19 protein-coding genes and 1 riboswitch are annotated in these 19,724 nt (G+C 66.8%); of the genes, 13 read left to right on the top strand and 6 right to left on the bottom strand.

Annotated features, from left to right (window positions below; genetic code table 11):
* The first annotated feature begins 131 nt into the window (after window positions 1-131).
* Window positions 132-2,459 carry a polyribonucleotide nucleotidyltransferase gene (gene pnp / locus AC3WS4_RS18325; protein WP_492737193.1) on the top strand — a complete coding sequence of 776 codons (2,328 nt, stop codon included), beginning with the start codon at window positions 132-134 and terminating at the stop codon, window positions 2,457-2,459.
* A gap of 83 nt (window positions 2,460-2,542) precedes the next feature.
* On the opposite strand, the gene AC3WS4_RS18320 is transcribed toward pnp, so the two are convergent.
* Window positions 2,543-2,998, bottom strand: coding sequence for a hypothetical protein (locus tag AC3WS4_RS18320; protein ID WP_056345756.1), 456 nt, complete (start codon window positions 2,996-2,998; stop codon window positions 2,543-2,545).
* Between the two features lie 211 nt (window positions 2,999-3,209).
* On the opposite strand from AC3WS4_RS18320, the gene AC3WS4_RS18315 reads away from it, so the two are divergent.
* The gene (locus AC3WS4_RS18315) at window positions 3,210-4,511 is read left to right on the top strand and encodes an Hsp70 family protein (RefSeq protein ID WP_492737191.1); all 1,302 of its coding nucleotides are present in this window, start codon (window positions 3,210-3,212) and stop codon (window positions 4,509-4,511) included.
* 5 nt (window positions 4,512-4,516) lie between these two features.
* On the opposite strand, the gene AC3WS4_RS18310 is transcribed toward AC3WS4_RS18315, so the two are convergent.
* From AC3WS4_RS18310 to metE, 5 genes are all read right to left on the bottom strand, one after another.
* Window positions 4,517-5,515, bottom strand: a complete 999-nt coding sequence (locus tag AC3WS4_RS18310) for an acyl-CoA thioester hydrolase/BAAT C-terminal domain-containing protein (RefSeq protein WP_492737189.1) — start codon at window positions 5,513-5,515, stop codon at window positions 4,517-4,519.
* Window positions 5,516-5,621: 106 nt separating this feature from the next.
* Window positions 5,622-6,155, bottom strand: a complete 534-nt coding sequence (locus AC3WS4_RS18305; RefSeq protein ID WP_056345761.1) for an SRPBCC family protein — start codon at window positions 6,153-6,155, stop codon at window positions 5,622-5,624.
* A gap of 2 nt (window positions 6,156-6,157) precedes the next feature.
* Complete coding sequence (locus AC3WS4_RS18300; protein WP_492737186.1) at window positions 6,158-6,535, bottom strand: ArsR/SmtB family transcription factor; 378 nt, start codon at window positions 6,533-6,535, stop codon at window positions 6,158-6,160.
* 66 nt (window positions 6,536-6,601) lie between these two features.
* Entirely contained in the window at window positions 6,602-6,979 is a 378-nt protein-coding gene (locus AC3WS4_RS18295) for an acyl-CoA thioesterase (RefSeq protein ID WP_492742917.1), read from the bottom strand.
* A complete protein-coding gene (metE, locus tag AC3WS4_RS18290) occupies window positions 6,969-9,278 on the bottom strand; it encodes a 5-methyltetrahydropteroyltriglutamate--homocysteine S-methyltransferase (protein WP_492737183.1) in 2,310 nt (769 codons plus the stop codon). Before metE ends, AC3WS4_RS18295 begins: the two co-directional genes overlap by 11 nt.
* Before the next feature lie 116 nt (window positions 9,279-9,394).
* A riboswitch (cobalamin riboswitch) is annotated at window positions 9,395-9,608 on the bottom strand.
* Between the two features lie 117 nt (window positions 9,609-9,725).
* Between metE and AC3WS4_RS18285 the strand changes: the two genes are divergently transcribed.
* The 11 genes from AC3WS4_RS18285 (at window position 9,726) to AC3WS4_RS18235 (ending at window position 19,718) form a co-directional block, all read left to right on the top strand.
* Window positions 9,726-10,421, top strand: a complete 696-nt coding sequence (locus tag AC3WS4_RS18285; protein ID WP_492737181.1) for a peptidylprolyl isomerase — start codon at window positions 9,726-9,728, stop codon at window positions 10,419-10,421.
* Between the two features lie 62 nt (window positions 10,422-10,483).
* Window positions 10,484-11,278 (top strand): outer membrane protein assembly factor BamD, encoded by a 795-nt coding sequence (locus AC3WS4_RS18280; protein WP_056345771.1) that lies wholly within the window; start codon window positions 10,484-10,486, stop codon window positions 11,276-11,278.
* A gap of 46 nt (window positions 11,279-11,324) precedes the next feature.
* Complete coding sequence (gene recN / locus AC3WS4_RS18275; RefSeq protein ID WP_492737179.1) at window positions 11,325-12,995, top strand: DNA repair protein RecN; 1,671 nt, start codon at window positions 11,325-11,327, stop codon at window positions 12,993-12,995.
* Window positions 12,992-13,297, top strand: coding sequence for a hypothetical protein (locus tag AC3WS4_RS18270; protein ID WP_492737177.1), 306 nt, complete (start codon window positions 12,992-12,994; stop codon window positions 13,295-13,297). The genes recN and AC3WS4_RS18270 overlap by 4 nt, the downstream gene beginning before the upstream one ends.
* Window positions 13,294-13,986: a GNAT family N-acetyltransferase gene (locus AC3WS4_RS18265; protein WP_492737175.1), complete on the top strand. Its 693-nt coding sequence runs from the start codon at window positions 13,294-13,296 to the stop codon at window positions 13,984-13,986. The genes AC3WS4_RS18270 and AC3WS4_RS18265 overlap by 4 nt, the downstream gene beginning before the upstream one ends.
* Window positions 13,983-14,378: a putative quinol monooxygenase gene (locus AC3WS4_RS18260; protein ID WP_492737173.1), complete on the top strand. Its 396-nt coding sequence runs from the start codon at window positions 13,983-13,985 to the stop codon at window positions 14,376-14,378. The genes AC3WS4_RS18265 and AC3WS4_RS18260 overlap by 4 nt, the downstream gene beginning before the upstream one ends.
* Window positions 14,379-14,463: 85 nt before the next feature.
* Entirely contained in the window at window positions 14,464-15,102 is a 639-nt protein-coding gene (locus AC3WS4_RS18255; protein WP_492737171.1) for a hypothetical protein, read from the top strand.
* Between the two features lie 2 nt (window positions 15,103-15,104).
* Window positions 15,105-15,668 carry a hypothetical protein gene (locus AC3WS4_RS18250; protein ID WP_492737169.1) on the top strand — a complete coding sequence of 188 codons (564 nt, stop codon included), beginning with the start codon at window positions 15,105-15,107 and terminating at the stop codon, window positions 15,666-15,668.
* A 29-nt stretch (window positions 15,669-15,697) separates the two neighbouring features.
* Window positions 15,698-17,824, top strand: coding sequence for an NAD-dependent DNA ligase LigA (gene ligA, locus AC3WS4_RS18245; RefSeq protein WP_492738065.1), 2,127 nt, complete (start codon window positions 15,698-15,700; stop codon window positions 17,822-17,824).
* A gap of 195 nt (window positions 17,825-18,019) precedes the next feature.
* Complete coding sequence (locus AC3WS4_RS18240) at window positions 18,020-19,189, top strand: sterol desaturase family protein (protein ID WP_492737167.1); 1,170 nt, start codon at window positions 18,020-18,022, stop codon at window positions 19,187-19,189.
* 139 nt (window positions 19,190-19,328) lie between these two features.
* Window positions 19,329-19,718, top strand: a complete 390-nt coding sequence (locus AC3WS4_RS18235; protein WP_187141166.1) for a hypothetical protein — start codon at window positions 19,329-19,331, stop codon at window positions 19,716-19,718.
* Window positions 19,719-19,724: the final 6 nt, after the last annotated feature.

Below are 19,724 nucleotides of genomic sequence, written 5' to 3'. Positions count from 1 at the left end.
ACGCCACTGGGCCGCTCCCGCATCCGGCGGGACCGCCATTGGGGCATAAAAGCGCCCCGCACCGCCCCGGGCCGGATTGCCCGGAACAGAGGCCCCGCCCGGCATAGGGCCCGGCGGGCAAAGGAAATCACATGTTTGACGTGAAAAAAGTATCGATCGAGTGGGGCGGTGAAACGCTGACCCTCGAAACGGGCAAGGTTGCCCGTCAGGCCGACGGCGCGGTTGTCGCGACGCTTGGCGAAACCGTCGTCCTGTGCGCGGTCACCGCTGCCAAGACGGTCAAGGAAGGGCAGGATTTCTTCCCGCTCACCGTCCATTATCAGGAAAAATATTCGGGCGCGGGCCGCATTCCCGGCGGCTTCTTCAAGCGCGAACGCGGTGCGACCGAAAAGGAAACTTTGGTTTCGCGTTTGACCGATCGTCCGATTCGTCCGCTGTTCCCCGAAGGTTTCTATAACGAGATCAACGTCATTGCCCAGGTTCTGAGCTATGACGGCCACAACGAGCCCGACATCCTCGCGATGGTCGCCGCGTCGGCCGCGCTCACCATTTCGGGCGTGCCCTTCATGGGCCCGATCGGCGCCGCGCGCGTCGGTTATGTCGATGGCGAATATATTCTGAACCCGACCGACGAACAGGTCGCCGCCGGCGATCTCGACCTCGTCGTCGCCGCCACCTACGACGCGGTGATGATGGTCGAGTCCGAAGCCAATGAGCTGTCGGAAGAAATCATGCTCGGTGCCGTCCTGTTCGCACACGACGCGTGCAAGGAGGTCGTCAAGGCGATCGTCAAGCTCGCCGAACAGGCTGCCAAGGATCCCTGGGACATGGCCGAGCAGGCCGACCTGTCGGCCGCGAAGGACAAGCTGAAGAAGCTGATCGGCAAGGATATCGCCGCCGCTTACAAGCTGACCGACAAATCGGCCCGTTCGAGCGCGCTCAACGAAGCGCGCGCCGCCGCCAAGGCCGCTTTCGCCGACGCCGCGCCGCAGGACCAGATGGCCGCCGGCAAGCTGATGAAGAAGCTCGAAGCCGAAATCGTTCGCGGTGCCATCCTCAAGGACGGCAAGCGCATCGACGGCCGCACGACGACGCAGATCCGTCCCATCCTCGCCGAAACGCACTTCCTGCCCCGCGCGCATGGTTCGGCGCTGTTCACCCGTGGTGAAACGCAGACGATCGCGACCTGCACCTTGGGCACCAAGGAAAGCGAGCAGATGATCGACGGGCTCAACGGCCTGTCCTATTCGAACTTCATGCTGCACTATAACTTTCCGCCCTATTCGGTCGGCGAAGTCGGCCGTTTCGGGGCGCCCAGCCGCCGCGACATCGGCCATGGCAAGCTGGCCTGGCGTGCGCTGCACGCGGTGCTGCCGACGAAGGACGAATTCCCCTACACCATCCGCATCACCAGCGACATCACCGAGTCGAACGGCTCGTCGTCGATGGCGTCGGTGTGTGGTGGTTCGCTCGCGATGATGGACGCCGGCGTGCCGATCAAGCGCCCCGTCTCGGGCATCGCGATGGGCCTGATCCTCGAAGGCAAGGATTATGCGATCCTGTCGGACATCCTCGGCGACGAAGATCATCTCGGCGACATGGACTTCAAGGTCGCGGGTACGTCCGAAGGCATCACCACGATGCAGATGGACATCAAGATCGCGGGCATCACCCGCGATATCTTCGAGGCCGCGCTGAACCAGGCCAAGGAAGGCCGCGCGCACATCCTCGGTGAAATGGCCAAGGCGCTCGGCGAAACCCGCAGCGAACTGTCGGCGCACGCCCCGCGCATCGAAACGATGCAGATCGACAAGTCGAAGATCCGCGACATCATCGGCACCGGCGGCAAGGTGATCCGCGAGATCGTCGCCACCACCGGCGCCAAGGTCGACATCGACGACGAAGGCCTGATCAAGATCTCGTCGAGCGACCTCGACCAGATCGAGGCGGCCCGCAAGTGGATCAGCGGCATCGTCGAGGAAGCCGAAGTCGGCAAGATCTATGACGGCAAGGTCGTCAATCTCGTCGATTTCGGGGCGTTCGTGAATTTCATGGGCGGCAAGGACGGTCTCGTCCACGTCAGCGAAATCGCCAACGAGCGCGTCGAGAAGGTCTCGGACGTCCTCAGCGAAGGCCAGGAAGTCAAGGTCAAGGTCCTCGAGATCGACCAGCGCGGCAAGGTTCGCCTGTCGATGCGCGTTGTCGACCAGGAAACCGGCGCCGAGCTCGAAGATACCCGCCCGGCGCGCGAACCCCGCGAGCCCCGCGGCGATCGTGGTCCGCGCCGTGACGGCGGCGACCGTGGCGATCGCGGCCCGCGCCGCGACGGTGGCGGCGGTCGCGACCGTGGTCCGCGTCGCGACGGCGGCGGCGAAGGTCGCAGCGATCGGGGCCCGCGCCGCGAACGCAGCGAAGGTCCGGAAGATCAGGGGCATGTGCCCGACTTCCTGAAGGACTAAGTTCTTCGGAACAGGAACAAGGAAAGGGGCCGCGAGAGCGGCCCCTTTTTCTTGCCGGTCGCGTCGGTTCGCAGCGCCGATCGTCAGGTGCAATATACATCCTGCATCGCTTCGATCAGCACCACGAGTTCCTGCGCTACGGGCAGGGCGCGGGGCTCCTCGGCGACATCGGTGGCCTTGGCCAGATTGCCGCGCACCTGTTTCAGCTCCTTGCACTCGCTCTTCTTGGCGCTGCGGGTCGTGCTATTGTCCTTCAGGTGGCTGAACAGGCTGCGATAAACGCGGCACACACCGATCAACTGCTGGCCCCAATAGGGGAATTGGAATCCCTGGCCGATCACCGTCCCCGTCACCCCGTCGCAAGCGCCATCGAGCTGCCCGGGGTTCACCGCGCCGATCGCTGCGACGATGCGCTCGCCGCGGTCGGCCCAATTGCGCCACCCCGCCGCCTTGTCGGCGGCGGAGGCCAGCACGGGCGATCCCGCCAGGACCAGTATCGCGGCCATTCGCATCGTCGAACGCAGAACCCCAAGCATCATTGCACAAACTCCCTCAAAAGATGGCGCCCGCTTGTCATTGTTCCGCTTGGCAGAATTGTAGGTTCCCGACAGCTGGCGCGCGCTCGCGCGATGCTGGTGCGCTTGGCCTTTCAATCGCCGAAGCGGCGAACGCCGGCAGCTTGCCCCACCCGGCCGCCTGTGCAATAGGCGCCGCCCCTTGCGACATCCCCGACCCTGCACAGGATAGATCATGGACAGCAATATGGCCGCGACCGCGCTCGGCCTCGATTTCGGTACGACCAACACCGTCGTCGCGCTCGCCGACGGACAGGGTGGTTCGCGGCTCGTCGATTTTGCGGGCGACGAGGCGACCGGCCCCGTGTTCCGCTCGGCGCTCTGTTTCTGGGAGGAAGAGCGCGCCTGGCAGGGGGTCGCGTCCGAGGCGGGGCCGTGGGCGATCGCCGAATATCTCCAGTCGCCGCTCGACAGCCGCTTCGTCCAGTCGTTCAAGAGCGTCGCGGCGAGTCCCTTGTTCGAACGCGCGCTGATCTGGGGCAAGCCGTTTCGCTTCGAGGATATGGGGCGGCTCTTCCTCCAGCGGCTCGTCGCCCATGCCGGCGGCGCGCTCGACCAGCGCCCGCGCCGCGTCATCGTCGGCCGCCCGGTCGAATATGCCGGTGCCCGGGCCGACCCGGCGCTCGCGCGCCAGCGCTACGACGCGATGCTCGCCGAGTTCGGCGTCGAGCTTTTCTACGTCCACGAACCGCTTGGCGCCGCGCACAGCTATGCGTCGCGGCTGACCGAACCCGCGACGATCCTCGTCGCCGACTTCGGCGGCGGCACCACCGACTTTTCGATCGTCCGCATCGCGGAGCCGGGCGCGCCGCGGCGCTGTGTGCCGCTCGCCTCGTCGGGGGTCGCGATCGCCGGCGACCGGTTCGACCGCCATATCGTCGACCGGCTGGTGCTGCCTTTGCTCGGCAAGGGCAGCCATTATCGTTCGTTCGACAAGATCCTCGACATCCCCGGCGGTTATTTCTCCGACTTTGCCGACTGGTCGCGCCTCGCGCTGATGCGCAACCGCCGCACGATCGACGAACTGCGCCGCCTGCAGCGCGACGCGCTCGAACCCGACCGGATCGACCGGATGATCGCGCTGATCGAGCATGAGCAGGGCTTTCCGCTCTACGACGCGGTGGGCCGGGTCAAGCGCGCGCTGTCGAGCGCGGAGGAGGCCGAGTTTCATTTCGCGGGCGGCGGGGTCGATATCACCGCCGCGATCCGCCGCGCCGATTTCGAAAGCTGGATCGCGGGCGACCTCCGCAGCATCGAAGCCGCGATGGATAGCGCGCTTGCCAAGGCGGGCGTCGAACCCGCTGCCGTCGATCGCATCTTTCTCACCGGGGGCTCGTCGCTGATCCCCGCGATCCGCGCGATCTTCGACCGCCGCTTCGGCGCCGAGCGCATCGCGACCGGCGGCGAACTGACTTCCATCGCGCACGGCCTCGCGCTGATCGGTGACGAGACCGACCCGGCCGAATGGGCTGCCTGACGCGCTTATTGCGCCGGCGCGGGCATCTCGAGTTCGGTTTTCAGGAACGTGACGATCTTCGGCCAGCTGTCCGCGCGCGCCGCGGCATTGCCCTCCTTGGACCCGCCCATCTGGCTCCAGTTCGCGCGCGCGGCGTCGTCCGTGAAGGGCGCCCCCATCACGCCGTGCCCGGCATCCTTGTAGCGCAGCACGACGGTCTGCGGTCCGCCCGCCTTCGCCGCGCGCGCGACGATCTGGTCGGTCATCGGGCAGCTCGGCCATAATTTCTCGGCCTCGCCGCAGACCAGCATCAGCTTGCCCTTGAAATTCTCGACCGGGATGATCGCGGCGGGATTCTTGTCGAGGTCCTTGAGGCCGTTCTCGAACACCGGCATCAGTCCGCGCGCATCGGGCTGGCCCTTATAGGCAAGGTGGGGGAGGGGTTTGCCGTTGGCGCTCCACGATGAACTGAACGAGCCGAGCAGGTAATTCTCGCCCGACATCCCGTCCCACACGACGCTCGACGGCATGCCGAGCACCGCGGCGCGGATGCCCGGGGTGCGCGCCGCGACGAGCAGTCCCGCCTCGGCACCCTTCGAATAGCCGATAATACCCAGCCGCGACGCATCGACCCCGGGCTGGTTCTTGAGCCAGTCGAGACCGCGCGTGAAATCCTCGAGCGGGATATTCTTGAGCTTCGCGGGCTTGCCCGGCGCGTTGTGATAGGCAAGCTGGAGCGTGCTGAAGCCTTGGGCCTGAAGCAGCAACGCCGCCGCCTGCATGTCCTTGCCCAGCCCGCCCTCGGACCCGCCGAGCAACAGGATCGCGGGGTGCGGAGCCGCCCCGGCGGCGGGATAATAATTGGCGAAGATGCCGTTCGCATTGATCCGCTGCCCGGTCGCGCCGGCGTCGGCGATCTTGGCGGGCGACGGTGCGCGGGTGAGCATATAGGCGAAACCGCCGCCGCCGACCACGACAAGCGCGCCGACGACGGCCGAAATGATCTTCCATTTGCGCTTCATCATCGACCCTTATCCGTTGCTCTATTGTGGATATGGATCGGCGGCACGGATAGCCAGAAGAAAAGGGGCCGCACGCGGCGGCCCCGTTCCGATCTCGCGAAGGCGGGGATCAGCGCGCGAAGCGCTCGGCATAAGCGGTGCGCAACTGGGCCCAATTGTCCCAATGCGGTTTCGCCGCCGTGCCGCGCAGCTTTGCCTCCAGCACGTCGACATGCGCGTGCCAGCCGGCGCTGACGTTGAGCAGCACCGCCGGGTCCTCGACGCGCTTGTGGACCAACGTCAGCAGCACCTCGTCGCCCTTTTCGGAGAGGGTGAAGGTCACCCCGCCGGTGCTGCCCCAGCTGATGACCAGCTTGCGCGGCGGGTCGATCTCGATCACCTCGCACGTCATGCTGTGCTCGGCGCCCATGCCCTCGGGCCGCTCGCCCGGCGGATCGGTCAGCTCGTCGTTGCGCCAGGTCAGCGTCACCGGCGCACCGACCTTTTCCTCCATAGCGCCCGCCGCAAGCCATTGGCGGCGCAGCGCGCCATCGATGATATAGGACCAGACGCGCTCGATCGGACCGGGCAGGACGCGCACGATCGTCAGCGTCGCGGGTTCGGTGAGCACGCCATAGGGGGCGTCGGCAAGCATGTCGGTCATCGTCAGTCTCCTTCTTTCCCGGGGAGGGGTTTCTTCGGCGGGGGCGGGGCGGCATCTTCGGCGCGCAGCAGCGCTTCCAAAGTATCGAGCTGGCTGGTCCAGAAGCGGCGATAGATGCCGAGCCACTGGTCGGCACTCATCAGCGGCGCCGGATCGAGGCTGCACATATGCGTCCGCCCGCGCACCTCGCGGCAGATCAGCCCTGCGGCTTCGAGCACCTTGATATGCTTCGACGCCGCGGCGAGCGACATGGCGAAGGGTTCGGCGAGTTCGCCGACCGAGCGCTCGCCCGTGGCGAGTTCGCCCAGCATCGCGCGCCGCGTCGCGTCGCCGAGCGCGTGAAAGATCGTGTCGAGAGTCTGCGAATCATGTTCAACCATGTGGTTAAATATGATTCGCAGATCCCAATTGTCAACCTGTTGGTTGAATATGGAATGGTATGGCCTTCAGCCGAGCGGTGCCACGGCGCGCGGTCGCCGGTCGGGACCCATCGCGACAAAGGCGAAATTGGCCTCGGTGACCTTGTTCGCGTCGTCGGAATGGCGGTCGCGCGCCCAGGCTTCGACCGCGACCTGCATCGAGGTGCGCCCGACCTTGAGCAGCCGGGCATAGACCGACACCTCGTCGCCGATGAAGACGGGGCGGTGGAAGGTCATGCCCTCCACCGCGATCGTCACCGCCCGACCGCGCGCATGGTGCGACGCGACCGAGGAGGCGGCGAGATCCATCTGCGCCATCAGCCAGCCGCCGAAGATATCGCCATAGACATTGGCGTTGGCGGGCATCGCGGTGACGCGGACCGCAGGGGAACCATCAGGCTGCATCATAGGCCCCCTTGACGCGCAGCCGCTGCGCCGCGGCGACCATCGCGATGAGGGCGGGGCGCACCTCGTCCCATTTGCGCGTCTTGAGCCCGCAATCGGGGTTCACCCAGATCTGCTCGGCGGGCAGACGCTGGCTCGCGAGTTTCAGCAATTGCGTCATCTCGCCCTCGGCGGGGGTGCGCGGCGAATGAATGTCATAGACACCCGGGCCGATCTCGTTCGGATAGGCATAGTCGGCGAAGACGTCGAGCAGCTCCATCTGCGAGCGCGCGGTCTCGATCGAGATGACGTCGGCGTCCATCGCGCCGATCGACGCGATGATGTCGTTGAACTCCGAATAGCACATATGGGTGTGAATCTGGGTGTCGTCGGCGACCCCCGACGCCGACAGCCGGAACGCCTCGACCGCCCAGTCGAGATAGGCCTGCCATTCGCCGCGGCGCAGCGGCAGGCCTTCGCGAAGGGCTGCTTCGTCGATCTGGATCACTGCCGCGCCTGCGCGCTCGAGGTCGAGCACCTCGTCGCGGATCGCGAGCGCGATCTGGCGGCAACTCACCGCGCGCGGCTGGTCGTCGCGCACGAACGACCAGTTCAGGATCGTCACCGGACCGGTCAGCATGCCCTTCATCGGCCGGTCGGTCTGGTCCTGCGCATACCGCCACCATTCGACCGTCATCGGCGCCGGGCGCGACACATCGCCATAGAGGATCGGCGGCCGCACGCAGCGCGAGCCATAGCTTTGCACCCAGCCACTCTGGGTGAAGGCGAATCCCGCCAGCTGCTCGCCGAAATATTGCACCATGTCGTTGCGCTCGAATTCGCCATGGACCAGCACGTCGATCCCGATTTCCTCCTGCCACTTGATCGCGGCGCGCGTTTCGACGCGCAGATATTGGGCATAGGCGGCATCGTCGATCTCGCCCTTGCTATGCGCCGATCGCGCCTTGCGAACCTCGGGGGTCTGGGGAAAGGAGCCGATCGTCGTCGTCGGAAAGGCGGGCAGGGCGAGCCGGTCGTGCTGCAACGCGCGGCGGTCGGCGAAGGGCGAGCGGCGCTCGACCATCGCCGCGTCGATCGCCGCCATGCGTTCCTGTACCGCCGGGTCGTGGATGCGCGGCGAACTGCGGCGCGTCCCGGCGGCGGCACGCGCGGCGGCAAGCTCCTCGGCCACTATGTCCTCGCCTTCGTTGAGCGCCCTGGCGATCGTCGCCAGCTCGCCGATCTTCTGCACCGCAAAGGCCAGCCATTGCGCGATTTCGGGATCGAGCCGCTTTTCGAGCGCGAGGTCCACGGGCGTGTGGAGCAGCGAGCAGGACGGCGCGACGATGATATCGCGCGTCGCGGCGATCGGCGCGATGCGCGCCAAGATCATATCGAGATCGGCGCGCCAGATATTGCGTCCGTCGATCACCCCCAGCGACAGCAGCATCGCCTTCGGCACGCGGGCGCAGATCGCGCCGAGCTGTTCGGGCGCGCGGACGAGGTCGATGTGCAGGCCGTCGACCGGCAGTCCCGCGACGAGCCCGAGATTCTCGCCGAGGCCGCCGAAATAGGTGGTGAGCATCAGCTTGACCCCGGCGCCCGCCAGCCGCGCATAGGCGTCGGCGAAGGCGGCATGCTGGGCATGGTCGAGGTCGAGGACGAGGCAGGGTTCGTCGACCTGGACCCAGTCGGCGCCGGCATCGGCAAGCGCGGTCAGGATTTCGGCATAGACGGGGAGCAGCGCGGGGAGCAGCGACAGCGGCTCGACCCCGCGCCCCTTCGCCAGCATCAGATAGCTGACCGGCCCGAGCAATACGGGGCGGGTGTGATAGCCGAGCGCCTTGGCCTCGAGAAACTCATCGACCAGCCGTGTCGACGACAGGCGAAAGACCTGCCCCGCTTCGAGTTCGGGCACCATATAATGATAGTTGGTGTCGAACCATTTGGTCATTTCCTGCGCGGTCGCGTCGAGGCTGTGGGCGCAGCCTTGATGGCCGGCGCCGCCCTGCGTGCCGCGCGCCATCGTGAAATAGGTGCCGAGCCCGACCGCAGCGCCGTCCCATCGGTATCGCGCCGGAATCGCGCCGACCATCGCCGAGGTGTCGAGCACATGGTCGTAGAGCGAGAAATCGCCCGAGGGCAGGATATCGGCGCCCAGCGCGTGCTGGCGCGCCCAGGTCGCGGCGCGCAGCGCGGCGGCGCCTTCGCGCAATTCCTCTTCGTCCTTCTTGCCCGCCCAATAGCCTTCGAGCAGGAATTTCAGTTCGCGGCGCGGGCCGATGCGGGGGAAGCCGAGGGTGGCGACGGAGATGGCCATGTCTTCAAACCTTGCGTTGGGCAAGGGACGGGCCGGACCACAAGCAACGGCCGATGCGTCCGGCAGGACAAGCCCGGGCGCAGCCATGCATGCGACCAGACCGGACACCCCGCCGGAGGACGTTATCTGACGAGGCAGGTCTCCTGGCTCACGGATCGACGCGGGGGTCTGGCCTTCCCGGTTCCTTGCCGAACCAGTGACACGTATCGACCACCGCTCACCGCTTACAGTTGCGGGGGCAGCGCCGGCCTTGCCCCGAAAGGCGCACCGGCTTCCCGTCTTAGCCCCATGTCCTGCCGGACGCGGGGAACCTCGACCGGCCTAGAATAGCTCCGACCGGCGAGCTGTCAATACGCATATAAAGATTTCTTTATATGTTGATCCGCGCACCACCCGCCGTTGCGAAGGGGGTCGCCAGCGTGATGGTTTTTCGCTTATGCTGGCGCGATGCTGACGATGATCCTTCCGGCGCTCGCGCTTGCGGCCCAGCCCGCCACGGTCCCGACCCAGACGACGCAATTGCCGCCGCCGATTCCGCCCATCGCCGGCCCGGCCGCACCGCTGGTCGAGGTCGATACGCGCCCCTTTGTCGCACTTACCACCGACCTCGGCACGATCGTCGTGCGGCTCGAGGACAAGCGCGCGCCGATCACCTCGGGCAATTTCCTGCGCTATGTCGACGGCAAGCGCATGGACGGTTTCAAATTCTATCGTGCGACGCGCAACTGGGGTCCGGCGAACCAGCTGGTCCAGGCGGGCAACCGCGGCGACCCGCGCACCAACTTCGCGCCGATCGCGCACGAACCGACGACGACGACCGGACTCACCAATTGCAAGGGCGCGCTGTCGATGGCGCGGCTCTACCCCGGCGACGCGACCAGCGACTTCTTCCTGCTGCTCGGCGACATCAAGGGTTTCGACGCCGATGCGCCCGGCGGCGACGGCGCGGGCTTCGCGGTGTTCGGCGAAGTCGTCGCGGGCGCCGATGTCGCGGAGAAGATTTTCGCCGCGCCGGTCTCGCCGACCGCGGGCGAGGGGGTGATGCAGGGCCAGATGCTCGACCCGATGGTGACGATCAAGACCGCACGCCGCGTTCCGGCACCCGCGGACGTGCCGGCGGGTTGCGTGGTCAAAGCGCCGTAATTCCGCGCCGACACCCCCATCATTTATTTTGCGTTCATCCGCGCTGTGGCTATACCGCGCCCATGACTCAGCGTCCCACCCTGCGCGCCTCGACGCGCCTGCTCGCCGCCGCCCTTGTGATCACCCCCCTGCTGGCCGCTTGTGCCGGGGGCAGCGGCGTCAAAAAGGACACGCGTTATGTCGCGCGCGACGTCAATACGCTGTACCGCGCGGCGCAGGACCGGCTCGACCGGAACCAATATGGCCTCGCCGCCGCGCTGTTCGACGAGGTCGAGCGCCAGCATCCCTATTCGCCCTGGGCGCGCCGCGCACAGCTGATGAGCTCGTTCAGCTATTATATGGACCGCGAATATGCGCCGGCGATCGAGGCTTCGCAGCGGTTCCTGTCGATCCACCCGGGCAACAAGGACGCACCCTATGCCTATTATCTGATCGGGCTCAGCTATTATGAGCAGATCAGCGACGTCACCCGCGACCAGAAAATCACCCAGCAGGCGCTCGCCGCCTTGGGCGAAGTGATCCGGCGCTATCCCGACAGCCGCTACGCCGCCGACGCGCGGCTCAAGGTCGATCTGGTGCAGGACCATCTTGCGGGCAAGGAAATGGAAATCGGCCGGTTCTACCAGCGCAGCTCGAACTGGCTCGCCGCGTCGATCCGCTTCCGCGAAGTGACCGAGAAGTTTCAGTCGACGAGCCACACCCCCGAGGCGCTCTATCGCCTGACCGAATGCTATCTCGCCCTGGGCGTGCCGTCGGAGGCGAAGAAGTCGGCCGCGGTGCTCGGCGCCAACTATCCGGGCAGCAAATGGTATGAGCGCGCCTATCAGCTGATGCAAAAGAATGCGCCTTCCGCGTGACGCGCGGGGCGTGGATTCGCTTTTTGTTCTGATGTAAGGGCGGGTCATGCTGACGGCCCTGTCCATCGCCAATATCGTCCTGATCGAACGGCTCGACCTCGATTTCGCGGCCGGGCTCGGCGTGCTCACCGGTGAGACCGGCGCGGGCAAGTCGATCCTGCTCGACGCGCTCGGACTGGCGCTTGGCGCGCGCGCCGACAGCGCGCTGGTCCGCCAGGGCAGCGACAAGGCGCAGGTAACCGCGAGCTTTGCCGCGCCGGCACCCGGCACCCCGCTTGCCGCGCTGCTCGCCGCAAACGATATCGGGATCGAACCCGGCGAACCCTTGCTCGTCCGCCGCACGCTGCGCGCCGATGGCGGCAGCCGCGCCTTCCTCAACGACCAGCCCTGCTCGGCGGCGCTGCTGCGCGAAGTCGGGGCGCATCTGGTCGAAATCCACGGCCAGCACGACGATCGCGGCCTGCTGGCGCCGGCGGGGCATCGCGCGCTGCTCGATACCTATGGTCGCTGCGACAGTGCGGCGGTCGCTGCGGCGCATGGCGAATGGCGCAGCGCCGAAATGCGTCTCGCCGCCGCTCGCGCCGCGCTCGACGAGGCCGAGCGCGATCGCGACTGGCTGACCCACTGCGTCGCCGAACTCGCGACATTGGCGCCACAGCCGGGCGAAGAGGCCGAACTCGCCGAAGCGCGCGGCGCGATGCAGAAGGGCGAGCGGATCGCCGGCGACATGGGCGCGATCATGGCGGCGTTCGAGGGCAGCGACAGCGGCCCGGCGCAACTCCGCGCCGCGGCGCGGCGGCTCGACCGGCTCGCGGGTGATCATCCCTTGCTCGCTGAGGCGCTCGCCGGGCTCGACCGCGCGATCATCGAGGCCGACGAGGCCGAGCAACGGCTGAACGAGGCGGCGCGCGCGCTCGAATATGACCCGGCGCGGCTCGAAGAGACCGAAACGCGATTGTTCGAACTGCGCGCGATGGCGCGCAAACATCATGTCCAGCCCGACGAACTCGCCACCCTCGCGGGCGACCTCGCGGCACGGCTCGACGCGATCGAGGGCGGCAGCGAGGGCCTCGCGAAGCTGGAGGCCGAGGTTGCGGCGAAAGCCGCGGCCTACACCCATGCCGCGACCGCGCTGTCCGACGCGCGGAGCAAGGCGGCGGCGCGGCTCGACAAGGCGGTCGCGGGCGAACTGGTGCCGCTCAAGCTTGATGCCGCGCGCTTCCAGACGCTGGTCGAGCGCCTGCCCGCCGAACGCTGGGGTGCCGAGGGCATGGACCGCGTGGAGTTCCTGATCTCGACCAACCCCGGCGCACCCTTCGCGCCCTTGATCAAGATCGCGAGCGGCGGCGAACTCTCGCGCTTCATCCTCGCCTTGAAGGTGGCGCTGGCCGAAGAGGGCGGCGCCGACACGATCATCTTCGACGAAATCGACCGCGGCGTCGGCGGCGCGGTGGCAAGCGCGATCGGCGAGCGGCTGGCAAGGCTCGCGGGTGCCGGCAAGCAACTGCTCGCGGTCACGCACTCGCCGCAGGTCGCGGCCAAGGGCGCGGCGCACTTCCTGATCGCCAAATCGAGCGAGGGCACGGTGACGCGCACCGGCGTCCGCGCGCTCGACGAAGCGGCGCGGCGCGAGGAAATCGCACGGATGCTGTCGGGGGCGGAAGTGACTGACGAGGCAAGGGCGCAGGCCGAGCGGTTGCTGGAAGTCGCTGCATGACGCGGCGGGGGAACGCCCTTCGCCTCATTCAGTCGGGCAGAATAGTCCTCGCGCTCCTGATTCCACTGCCATTTTTCCTGTTCCGCTATGTCTGGGATGCCGTTAATTCCTTTTATCATCCGGAGACCTACGACCCGCAGCGCTTTTGGCTGTCGAGCATCCCCGAACTGGTAATCGCGGTCGCGGCGGCGTTGTTTATCGGGCTCTGGCGTTTTCGGTCGCAAGATGTTGGGAAGGCTATGGTTTTCATCGGGCTTGCGATTGTTGCTGCGTCGGTGGCCTTGGTCGGCTTTGCCTTATGAGGGCGATCACCCACCCCCTCGACCGCCCCGTCTGGAACATGCTCACCGGACGGCAGGCGCATCTGGCCGAGGGCGACCCCGGTTCGGCGGTGCGGATCGACCGCGGCTATGGCGTGTTCGGCATCGCCGCCGACACTGGTCCCGCCGCGCAGGCGGCACTCGCCGCGCACTGTCCCGTCGGCGAGGAATTGTGGATCGTCGATGGCGAGCCCTGGCCGCTGCCTCCCGGCACGCGCGAAGAGAAGCGCGCCGTCCTGACGCAGATGGTCGCCGAGGGGCCCCCGCCCGCCCGGCGCGAAAACGAACCTGTGATCATCGCGCTCGGCGACGCCGACGCCGCCGAAATGGCGGTGCTCGCCGACCATGCCAAGCCCGGGCCATGGGGGCCGAAGACGCATCTCTACGGCCCCTTCTTCGGCGTGCGCGAGAATGGCCGCCTGCTCGCGATGGCGGGCCAGCGCATCCTCTTGCCCGGCATGGCGGAGGTCAGCGGCGTGTCGACGTGGGAGGATTGCCGTGGCCGCGGGCTGGCGCGTGCGCTGATCGGCCATGTCATGCGCGCGATGGTCGCGCGCGGCGAGACGCCCTTCCTCCACAGCTATGCCGACAATGCGGGCGCGATCGCGCTCTATGAATCGCTGGGGTTTCGCATCCGCCGCGAAATCCATGTGCTGGCGATCGCGCGGTGAACCGGCGCCAGCATCTGATCGCGCTCGCCGCGGCGGCGGCGGCGCTGTTGCCGATCACGAAGCTGCGCGCCCTGGAGGCCATGATGGAAGAAGCCGACCCGCAATATGGCCTGATCGGCCAGATGATCGCGCAGCCCGGCCAGCGCGCGGCGCTCGCCGCGATCCTGTCCGAGGGGACCGGCGCGATGCCGGGCAACATCGCCTATCTGGTCGGCGAGGACAGCGCCAACCCCGACGCGATCTGGATCGTCGAACTGTGGGACAGCCGGGAGGCACACGCGGCGTCGTTGCGGCTTCCCGCGGCGCAGGCGGCGATCCAGCGGGCGCGCCCGATGATCGCGGGTTTCGGCCAGCGGGTCGAGTTCAAACCGGTCACGTCCGCGCGGCCCTGACGCTGCCGCGTTGCGCGGGCGCGAAGCGGCTTGCCGATTTGGGCGGCGCTGCTATCCGATCCTGTATTGGGGAAGGGGATCTATCATGCTGAATCGCTTTTTGTCGGGGCGCGCCAAACTCTTGTCGGCGTTCGCGGCGCTGATGCTGCTCATCGCGCCGACGGCGGCGCAGGCGGCGAAATGGTTTGTCGACAATACGCTCGGCGATGTGAAGGCCGAGGATAAAAAGACCCCCGCGACGCCGAAGCCGGTTCAGCTGATCTTCGAGTTTCAGCGCAACGGCGAACCCAATCCGCGCGCGACCAAGGAGGTCAAGCCGTGGATCATCGAGTCGTTGAAGGGCACCGGGGCGTTCAGCGAAGTCGCCGAGGCGCCCGTCGCCGGCGGCGCGGTGCTCAGCATCACCTTCAACAACATCGTGCCGCAGAAGGAACTCGACAAGGCGAAGAAGGACGCTTTCGGCGCCGGGCTCGGTTTCGGGTTGTTCGGCGGGGTCGTCGCGACCGACCGGTACGACGTCACCTTCGAATATCTTCCCGGCGAGGGCGCATCCTCGATCAAGACGCTCGTCCAGCACGCGCTACACATGAAATATGGCAAGAAGGACGTCGAGATTCCGGGGACGCAGGTCAAGAATGTCACCGAAGCGGTGAAGACCGTCGTCCGCCAGGCGACCGACCATGGCGTCAACAACCTCGTGTCCGACCCGGCGTTTCCGCAATAGCCATGCCGAGGGGATCGGTCCGGGCACTCGGGGTCGCCGCGATCATGCTGGTGCTCGCGGGCTGCGTCCATGCGCGGATCGATGAAACGGCGCCGTCGATCGAAACGCTGAAGATATTGCGCGCGGCGAACGTGCCGCCGATGGCCGTGGGGGCCTTCGTCGATGCCGGCGGCGCCGCGCCGGTCGCGCGCACCGTCGTCATCCGCGGCTCGACGATGAGCCCGCCGAAAGGGACGAGTTTCGCCGAATTTCTGGGACTGAGTTTCGAAAATGAGCTCCGGACGGCGAACCGTTTCGATCCTGGCGCTCCGGTTGCGATTGCCGGTCGCCTCATCGAAAGCCGCGCCGGCGAAACGCGCGCCGCGCTGGGCGTGCGGGTTTCGGTGATACGCGAGGGGACCGAGCGCTTTGCGAAGGATTATCGCGTCGAGACGACGTGGAAGGGCGATTTTATCGGCGCCCTCGCTATACCCGAGGCTTTCCGCCAGTATAATGCGCTCTACCCGCTGCTTGTGCGGCAGGTGTTTTCCGACCCTGCCTTTGTGGAAGCCCTGAAATCGCCGTGACCACCGAAGCCGACGCCGCCAACGAACTGATGCGCCTCGCGAAAACGATCGCCTATCATGGCAAACGTTATCATGCCGAGGATGCGCCCGAGATTTCGGACGCCGATTATGACGCGCTCGTCCGCCGCAACACCGAACTCGAAGCCGCCTTCCCGCATCTGGTCCGCGCCGACAGCCCGAACAACACGGTCGGCGCCGCGGTCGAGGCGTCGCCGCTCGCCAAGGTCACCCATGCCCAGCGCATGATGAGCCTCGACAATGCGTTCAGCGGTGATGACGTTGACGAGTTCGCGGCGCGGGTGCGGCGCTTCCTCAACCTCGGTGAAGGCGAAACGGTGGCGCTGACCGCTGAGGACAAGATCGACGGCCTGTCCTGTTCGCTGCGCTACGAACAGGGCCAGCTCGTGCAGGCGGCAACGCGCGGCGACGGCAGCGTCGGCGAGGATGTTACGCCCAATGTGGCTACGATCGGAGATATCCCGCAGCAACTGAACGGCGACGTCCCCGACGTCTTCGAGATCCGCGGCGAGGTCTATATGGCCAAGACCGACTTTGCCGCGCTCAACGCGCGGCTGATGGAAGAAGGCCAGGCGCTCGCCGCGCAGCGCGAGGTCGCGTTCGACCCCGCCACCGTCCGCCAGTTCGCCAACCCGCGCAACGCCGCCGCGGGGTCGCTGCGCCAGAAGGATGCGAGCGTCACCGCCTCGCGCCCGCTGCGCTTCCTCGCGCACGGCTGGGGCGAGGTCAGTGCCGTGCCCGCCGCCACGCAATTCGACATGATGCGGCTCATCGAAAGCTGGGGTGTCCCGGTGTCGCCCTTGTTGAAACGCTTCGACGGCGTCGAGGGCGTGCTTGCCCACTATCGCGATATCGAACGCCAGCGTGCCGAACTGCCCTATGATATCGACGGCGTCGTCTACAAGGTCGACCGGCTCGACTGGCAGGCGCGGCTGGGCTTCGTCGCCAAGGCGCCGCGTTGGGCGATCGCGCATAAATTCCCCGCCGAACGCGCGCAGACGACGCTCGAAGCCATCGACATCCAGGTCGGGCGCACCGGCAAGCTGACCCCGGTCGGGCGGCTGGTGCCGGTGACCGTCGGCGGCGTCGTCGTGTCGAACGTCACGCTCCACAACCGCGACGAGATCGGCCGCCTCGGCGTGCGCCCTGGCGATCGCGTGGTCATCCAGCGCGCCGGCGACGTGATCCCGCAGGTTGTCGAGAACCTCACCCGCGCCGAAGAGCGCGCCGCGTATATCTTCCCCGACCATTGCCCGGTCTGCGGCAGCGAAGCGGTCGCCGAGGAGGGCGAGGTCGATGTGCGCTGCACCGGCGGCCTCATCTGCAACGCGCAGAAGTTCGAGCGCCTGCGCCATTTCGTCAGCCGCGGCGCGCTCGATATCGAGGGGCTGGGAGAAAAAAGCATCCAGGAATTTCTCGACCTCGGCTGGCTCGACAAGGGGCCGGCGGATATCTTCCGGTTGAAAAACCATCGCGCCGAACTGCTCACCCGCGAGGGGTGGAAGGAAAAGTCGGTCGACAATCTTTTCGCCGCGATCGAGGCGAAGCGGCAGCCCGACGCGGCGCGATTGCTCTTCGGCCTCGGCATCCGTCACGTCGGCGCGGTGACCGCGCGCGACCTGCTCAAGGGGCTCGGCGACATCGCGCGCCTGCCCGAAAAGGCCGCCGAATTGCACGGCTGGCTCGACGCGAACCCGCAGGGCGAGGGCGAATCCGACGGCAAATATGGCACCCGCAAGCTCGAGGCGATCAAGGCGATCCTCGAGGTGCGCGCCGACGGCATCGGCCCCGCGGTCGCCGAAGCGCTCGGCGATTTTTTCCACGAACCGCACAACCGCGACCTGTGGGACGACCTGCTCGGCGAAGTGTCGCCCCCGCCCTACATCGTCGAGACGCGCGAGAGCGAGGTGTCGGGCATGACAATCGTCTTCACCGGCAAGCTGGAGACGATGAGCCGCGACGAAGCGAAGGCGCAGGCCGAAGCGCTCGGCGCCAAGGCGGCAGGCAGCGTCAGCGCCAAGACCGACCTCGTCGTCGCGGGCCCCGGCGCGGGATCGAAACTCAAGCAGGCGGCGGCGCTCGGCATCCGCGTGATCGACGAAGCCGACTGGGCGACGATCGTCGCGGCGGCGGGATAATGATCCTCCCTGTCGCGCAGCGATGGGGAGGGGGACCGCTTGCGAAGCAAGTGGTGGAGGGGCCAGCGACGTCGTGTCACTGCCCCTCCGTCAGCGCTTCGCACTGCCACCTCCCCATGGCTTCGCCACAGGGAGGATATTTAACCGGTGCGCGGCATCACAGACGGCGCGGCCCAAATGCCGTGAGGGGGAAACATGGCCAAACGTGATTATCTGAACGCCCTGATGCGCGATCTCGAATCGCATACCGAGGTGCGGCGCTTCGGCAGCGGCTGGCTGTCGGGCTTTTTCGCGCTGCTGTTCGCGGTCGTCGGATTCGGCTTGGTGATCGCGCTGCGTTTTCCCGACTGGTTCGCTACCCCCGAACTGGCGATCGTCAAAAATTGGGGCGGGTTTCGCGGGGTCGTCCACCTGATCCTGCTTGCGAGCTACGGCCTCGCGCTGCTCAGCCTGTTGCTCCGCCCGCGCAAGGTGCTCGGCGCCACCGCGTTGATGATCGCGCTCGCCGCCGCGCTGATCGGCGGCGCCAATGTCCAGCCCGCCGAGACCCGCGACTGGGGGATTTTCTTCGGGCTCGACTTCTTCGTCGTCAACCTGCTGATCACCGGCTTCATGTTCGCGCCGCTCGAACGCGCCTTCCCGCATCGCCGCGCGCAACGCCTGTTCCGCACCGAATGGCGCGAGGATCTTTTCTACTACCTGGTCAGCACGATGTTCGTGCAGGTCCTCGGCTTCCTCGCGCTCGCGCCGCAGCAGTTCGTCAACGAGCATACGAACAGCTGGGACGCCTTCCGCGCCGGGGTCGCTTCGCTGCCGTGGGCCGTGCAATTCGTCATCGTCCTGATCGCGTCGGATGTGGTGCAATATTTCTTCCACCGCACCTTCCATCGCTACCCCTTCCTCTGGGGCTTCCACGCCGTCCATCACAGCGCGAAATCGATGGACTGGCTCGCGGGGTCGCGGATGCATTTCATCGAAATCATCCTGCTCCGCGCGATCACCTCGCTGCCTTTGTTCACCCTCGGTTTCTCGCCGTCGGTGATGCAGGCCTATATCGGCTTCGTCTATGTCTGGTCGTCGCTGCTCCACGCCAATGTCGGCGGCAATTTCAACCGGCTGGGACACTGGATCGCGACCCCGCGCTTCCACCACTGGCACCACGGCCTCGAACGTGAGGCGTTCGACGTCAATTTCGCGATCCATTTCCCGTGGATCGACAAGCTGTTCGGCACCTTTCATCTGCCCAAGGACCGCTGGCCCGAAAACTACGGCATCCCCGAGGATGTGCCGAAAAACTATTGGGGCCAGCTGCTCTACCCGTGGACGCGCACGGGCAAGAAGACCGACGAGACGCCGGCCGAATAAATCTTCGTCATTGCGAGCGAAGCGAAGCAATCCCGAGTGAGCGGCAACTGCTCTGGATTGCCTCGCTCCGCTCGCAATGACGCGCTTGATAATGCGAGGCCACTTGTCACTGCACAGCGGTCGCCATAAGGCCCGCCGCATGGGCCTCCTCGCCGCCTTTCGCCGTCCGGGCATCCTTCTCCTGCTGCCGCTGCTGCTCGCGCTCGCCGCGCGCATCATCGTCGCGCCGGGCTGGATGATCGAGACCGACGCGTCGGGGACGATCACCGTGCGCGTCTGTTCGGACCCGGCCAATCCGGGCGCGACGATGACGATCCCGATCGAGAAAATCGCCGGCCATGACGGCGAGCCGCAGCAGCATTGCCCGTGGGGCGCGCTCGCGGTGGCACCGATCGTCCCCGCCGAACCCGCGCTGCCGACCGCGCCGGTCGCGCTCGAGCCGTCGCCCGTCGCGATCCCGTCGCTCGGCTTTGCCCCCGGCATCGCCTCGCCGCTGCCGCCGAGCACCGGACCACCCGCCTTCGTCTGATCCAGC

It is taken from the genome of Sphingopyxis sp. EU05-FHT14B03 (genome assembly GCF_058790875.1).
This window is presented reverse-complemented; position numbering and strand designations above follow the sequence as displayed.

Bases quoted from the DNA above. Each gene is read 5' to 3' on its own strand.
- pnp (WP_492737193.1), top strand. From the start codon at position 132: ATGTTTGACGTGAAAAAAGTATCGATCGAGTGGGGCGGTGAAACGCTG.
- AC3WS4_RS18285 (WP_492737181.1), top strand. From the start codon at position 9,726: ATGCTGACGATGATCCTTCCGGCGCTCGCGCTTGCGGCCCAGCCCGCC.
- AC3WS4_RS18305 (WP_056345761.1), bottom strand. From the start codon at position 6,155: ATGACCGACATGCTTGCCGACGCCCCCTATGGCGTGCTCACCGAACCC.
- metE (WP_492737183.1), bottom strand. From the start codon at position 9,278: ATGGCCATCTCCGTCGCCACCCTCGGCTTCCCCCGCATCGGCCCGCGC.
- AC3WS4_RS18235 (WP_187141166.1), top strand. From the start codon at position 19,329: ATGGGCCTCCTCGCCGCCTTTCGCCGTCCGGGCATCCTTCTCCTGCTG.
- AC3WS4_RS18265 (WP_492737175.1), top strand. From the start codon at position 13,294: ATGAGGGCGATCACCCACCCCCTCGACCGCCCCGTCTGGAACATGCTC.
- AC3WS4_RS18240 (WP_492737167.1), top strand. From the start codon at position 18,020: ATGGCCAAACGTGATTATCTGAACGCCCTGATGCGCGATCTCGAATCG.
- AC3WS4_RS18270 (WP_492737177.1), top strand. From the start codon at position 12,992: ATGACGCGGCGGGGGAACGCCCTTCGCCTCATTCAGTCGGGCAGAATA.
- AC3WS4_RS18255 (WP_492737171.1), top strand. From the start codon at position 14,464: ATGCTGAATCGCTTTTTGTCGGGGCGCGCCAAACTCTTGTCGGCGTTC.
- recN (WP_492737179.1), top strand. From the start codon at position 11,325: ATGCTGACGGCCCTGTCCATCGCCAATATCGTCCTGATCGAACGGCTC.
- AC3WS4_RS18280 (WP_056345771.1), top strand. From the start codon at position 10,484: ATGACTCAGCGTCCCACCCTGCGCGCCTCGACGCGCCTGCTCGCCGCC.
- AC3WS4_RS18295 (WP_492742917.1), bottom strand. From the start codon at position 6,979: ATGCAGCCTGATGGTTCCCCTGCGGTCCGCGTCACCGCGATGCCCGCC.
- AC3WS4_RS18310 (WP_492737189.1), bottom strand. From the start codon at position 5,515: ATGATGAAGCGCAAATGGAAGATCATTTCGGCCGTCGTCGGCGCGCTT.
- AC3WS4_RS18315 (WP_492737191.1), top strand. From the start codon at position 3,210: ATGGACAGCAATATGGCCGCGACCGCGCTCGGCCTCGATTTCGGTACG.
- AC3WS4_RS18300 (WP_492737186.1), bottom strand. From the start codon at position 6,535: ATGGTTGAACATGATTCGCAGACTCTCGACACGATCTTTCACGCGCTC.
- AC3WS4_RS18250 (WP_492737169.1), top strand. From the start codon at position 15,105: ATGCCGAGGGGATCGGTCCGGGCACTCGGGGTCGCCGCGATCATGCTG.
- ligA (WP_492738065.1), top strand. From the start codon at position 15,698: ATGCGCCTCGCGAAAACGATCGCCTATCATGGCAAACGTTATCATGCC.
- AC3WS4_RS18320 (WP_056345756.1), bottom strand. From the start codon at position 2,998: ATGATGCTTGGGGTTCTGCGTTCGACGATGCGAATGGCCGCGATACTG.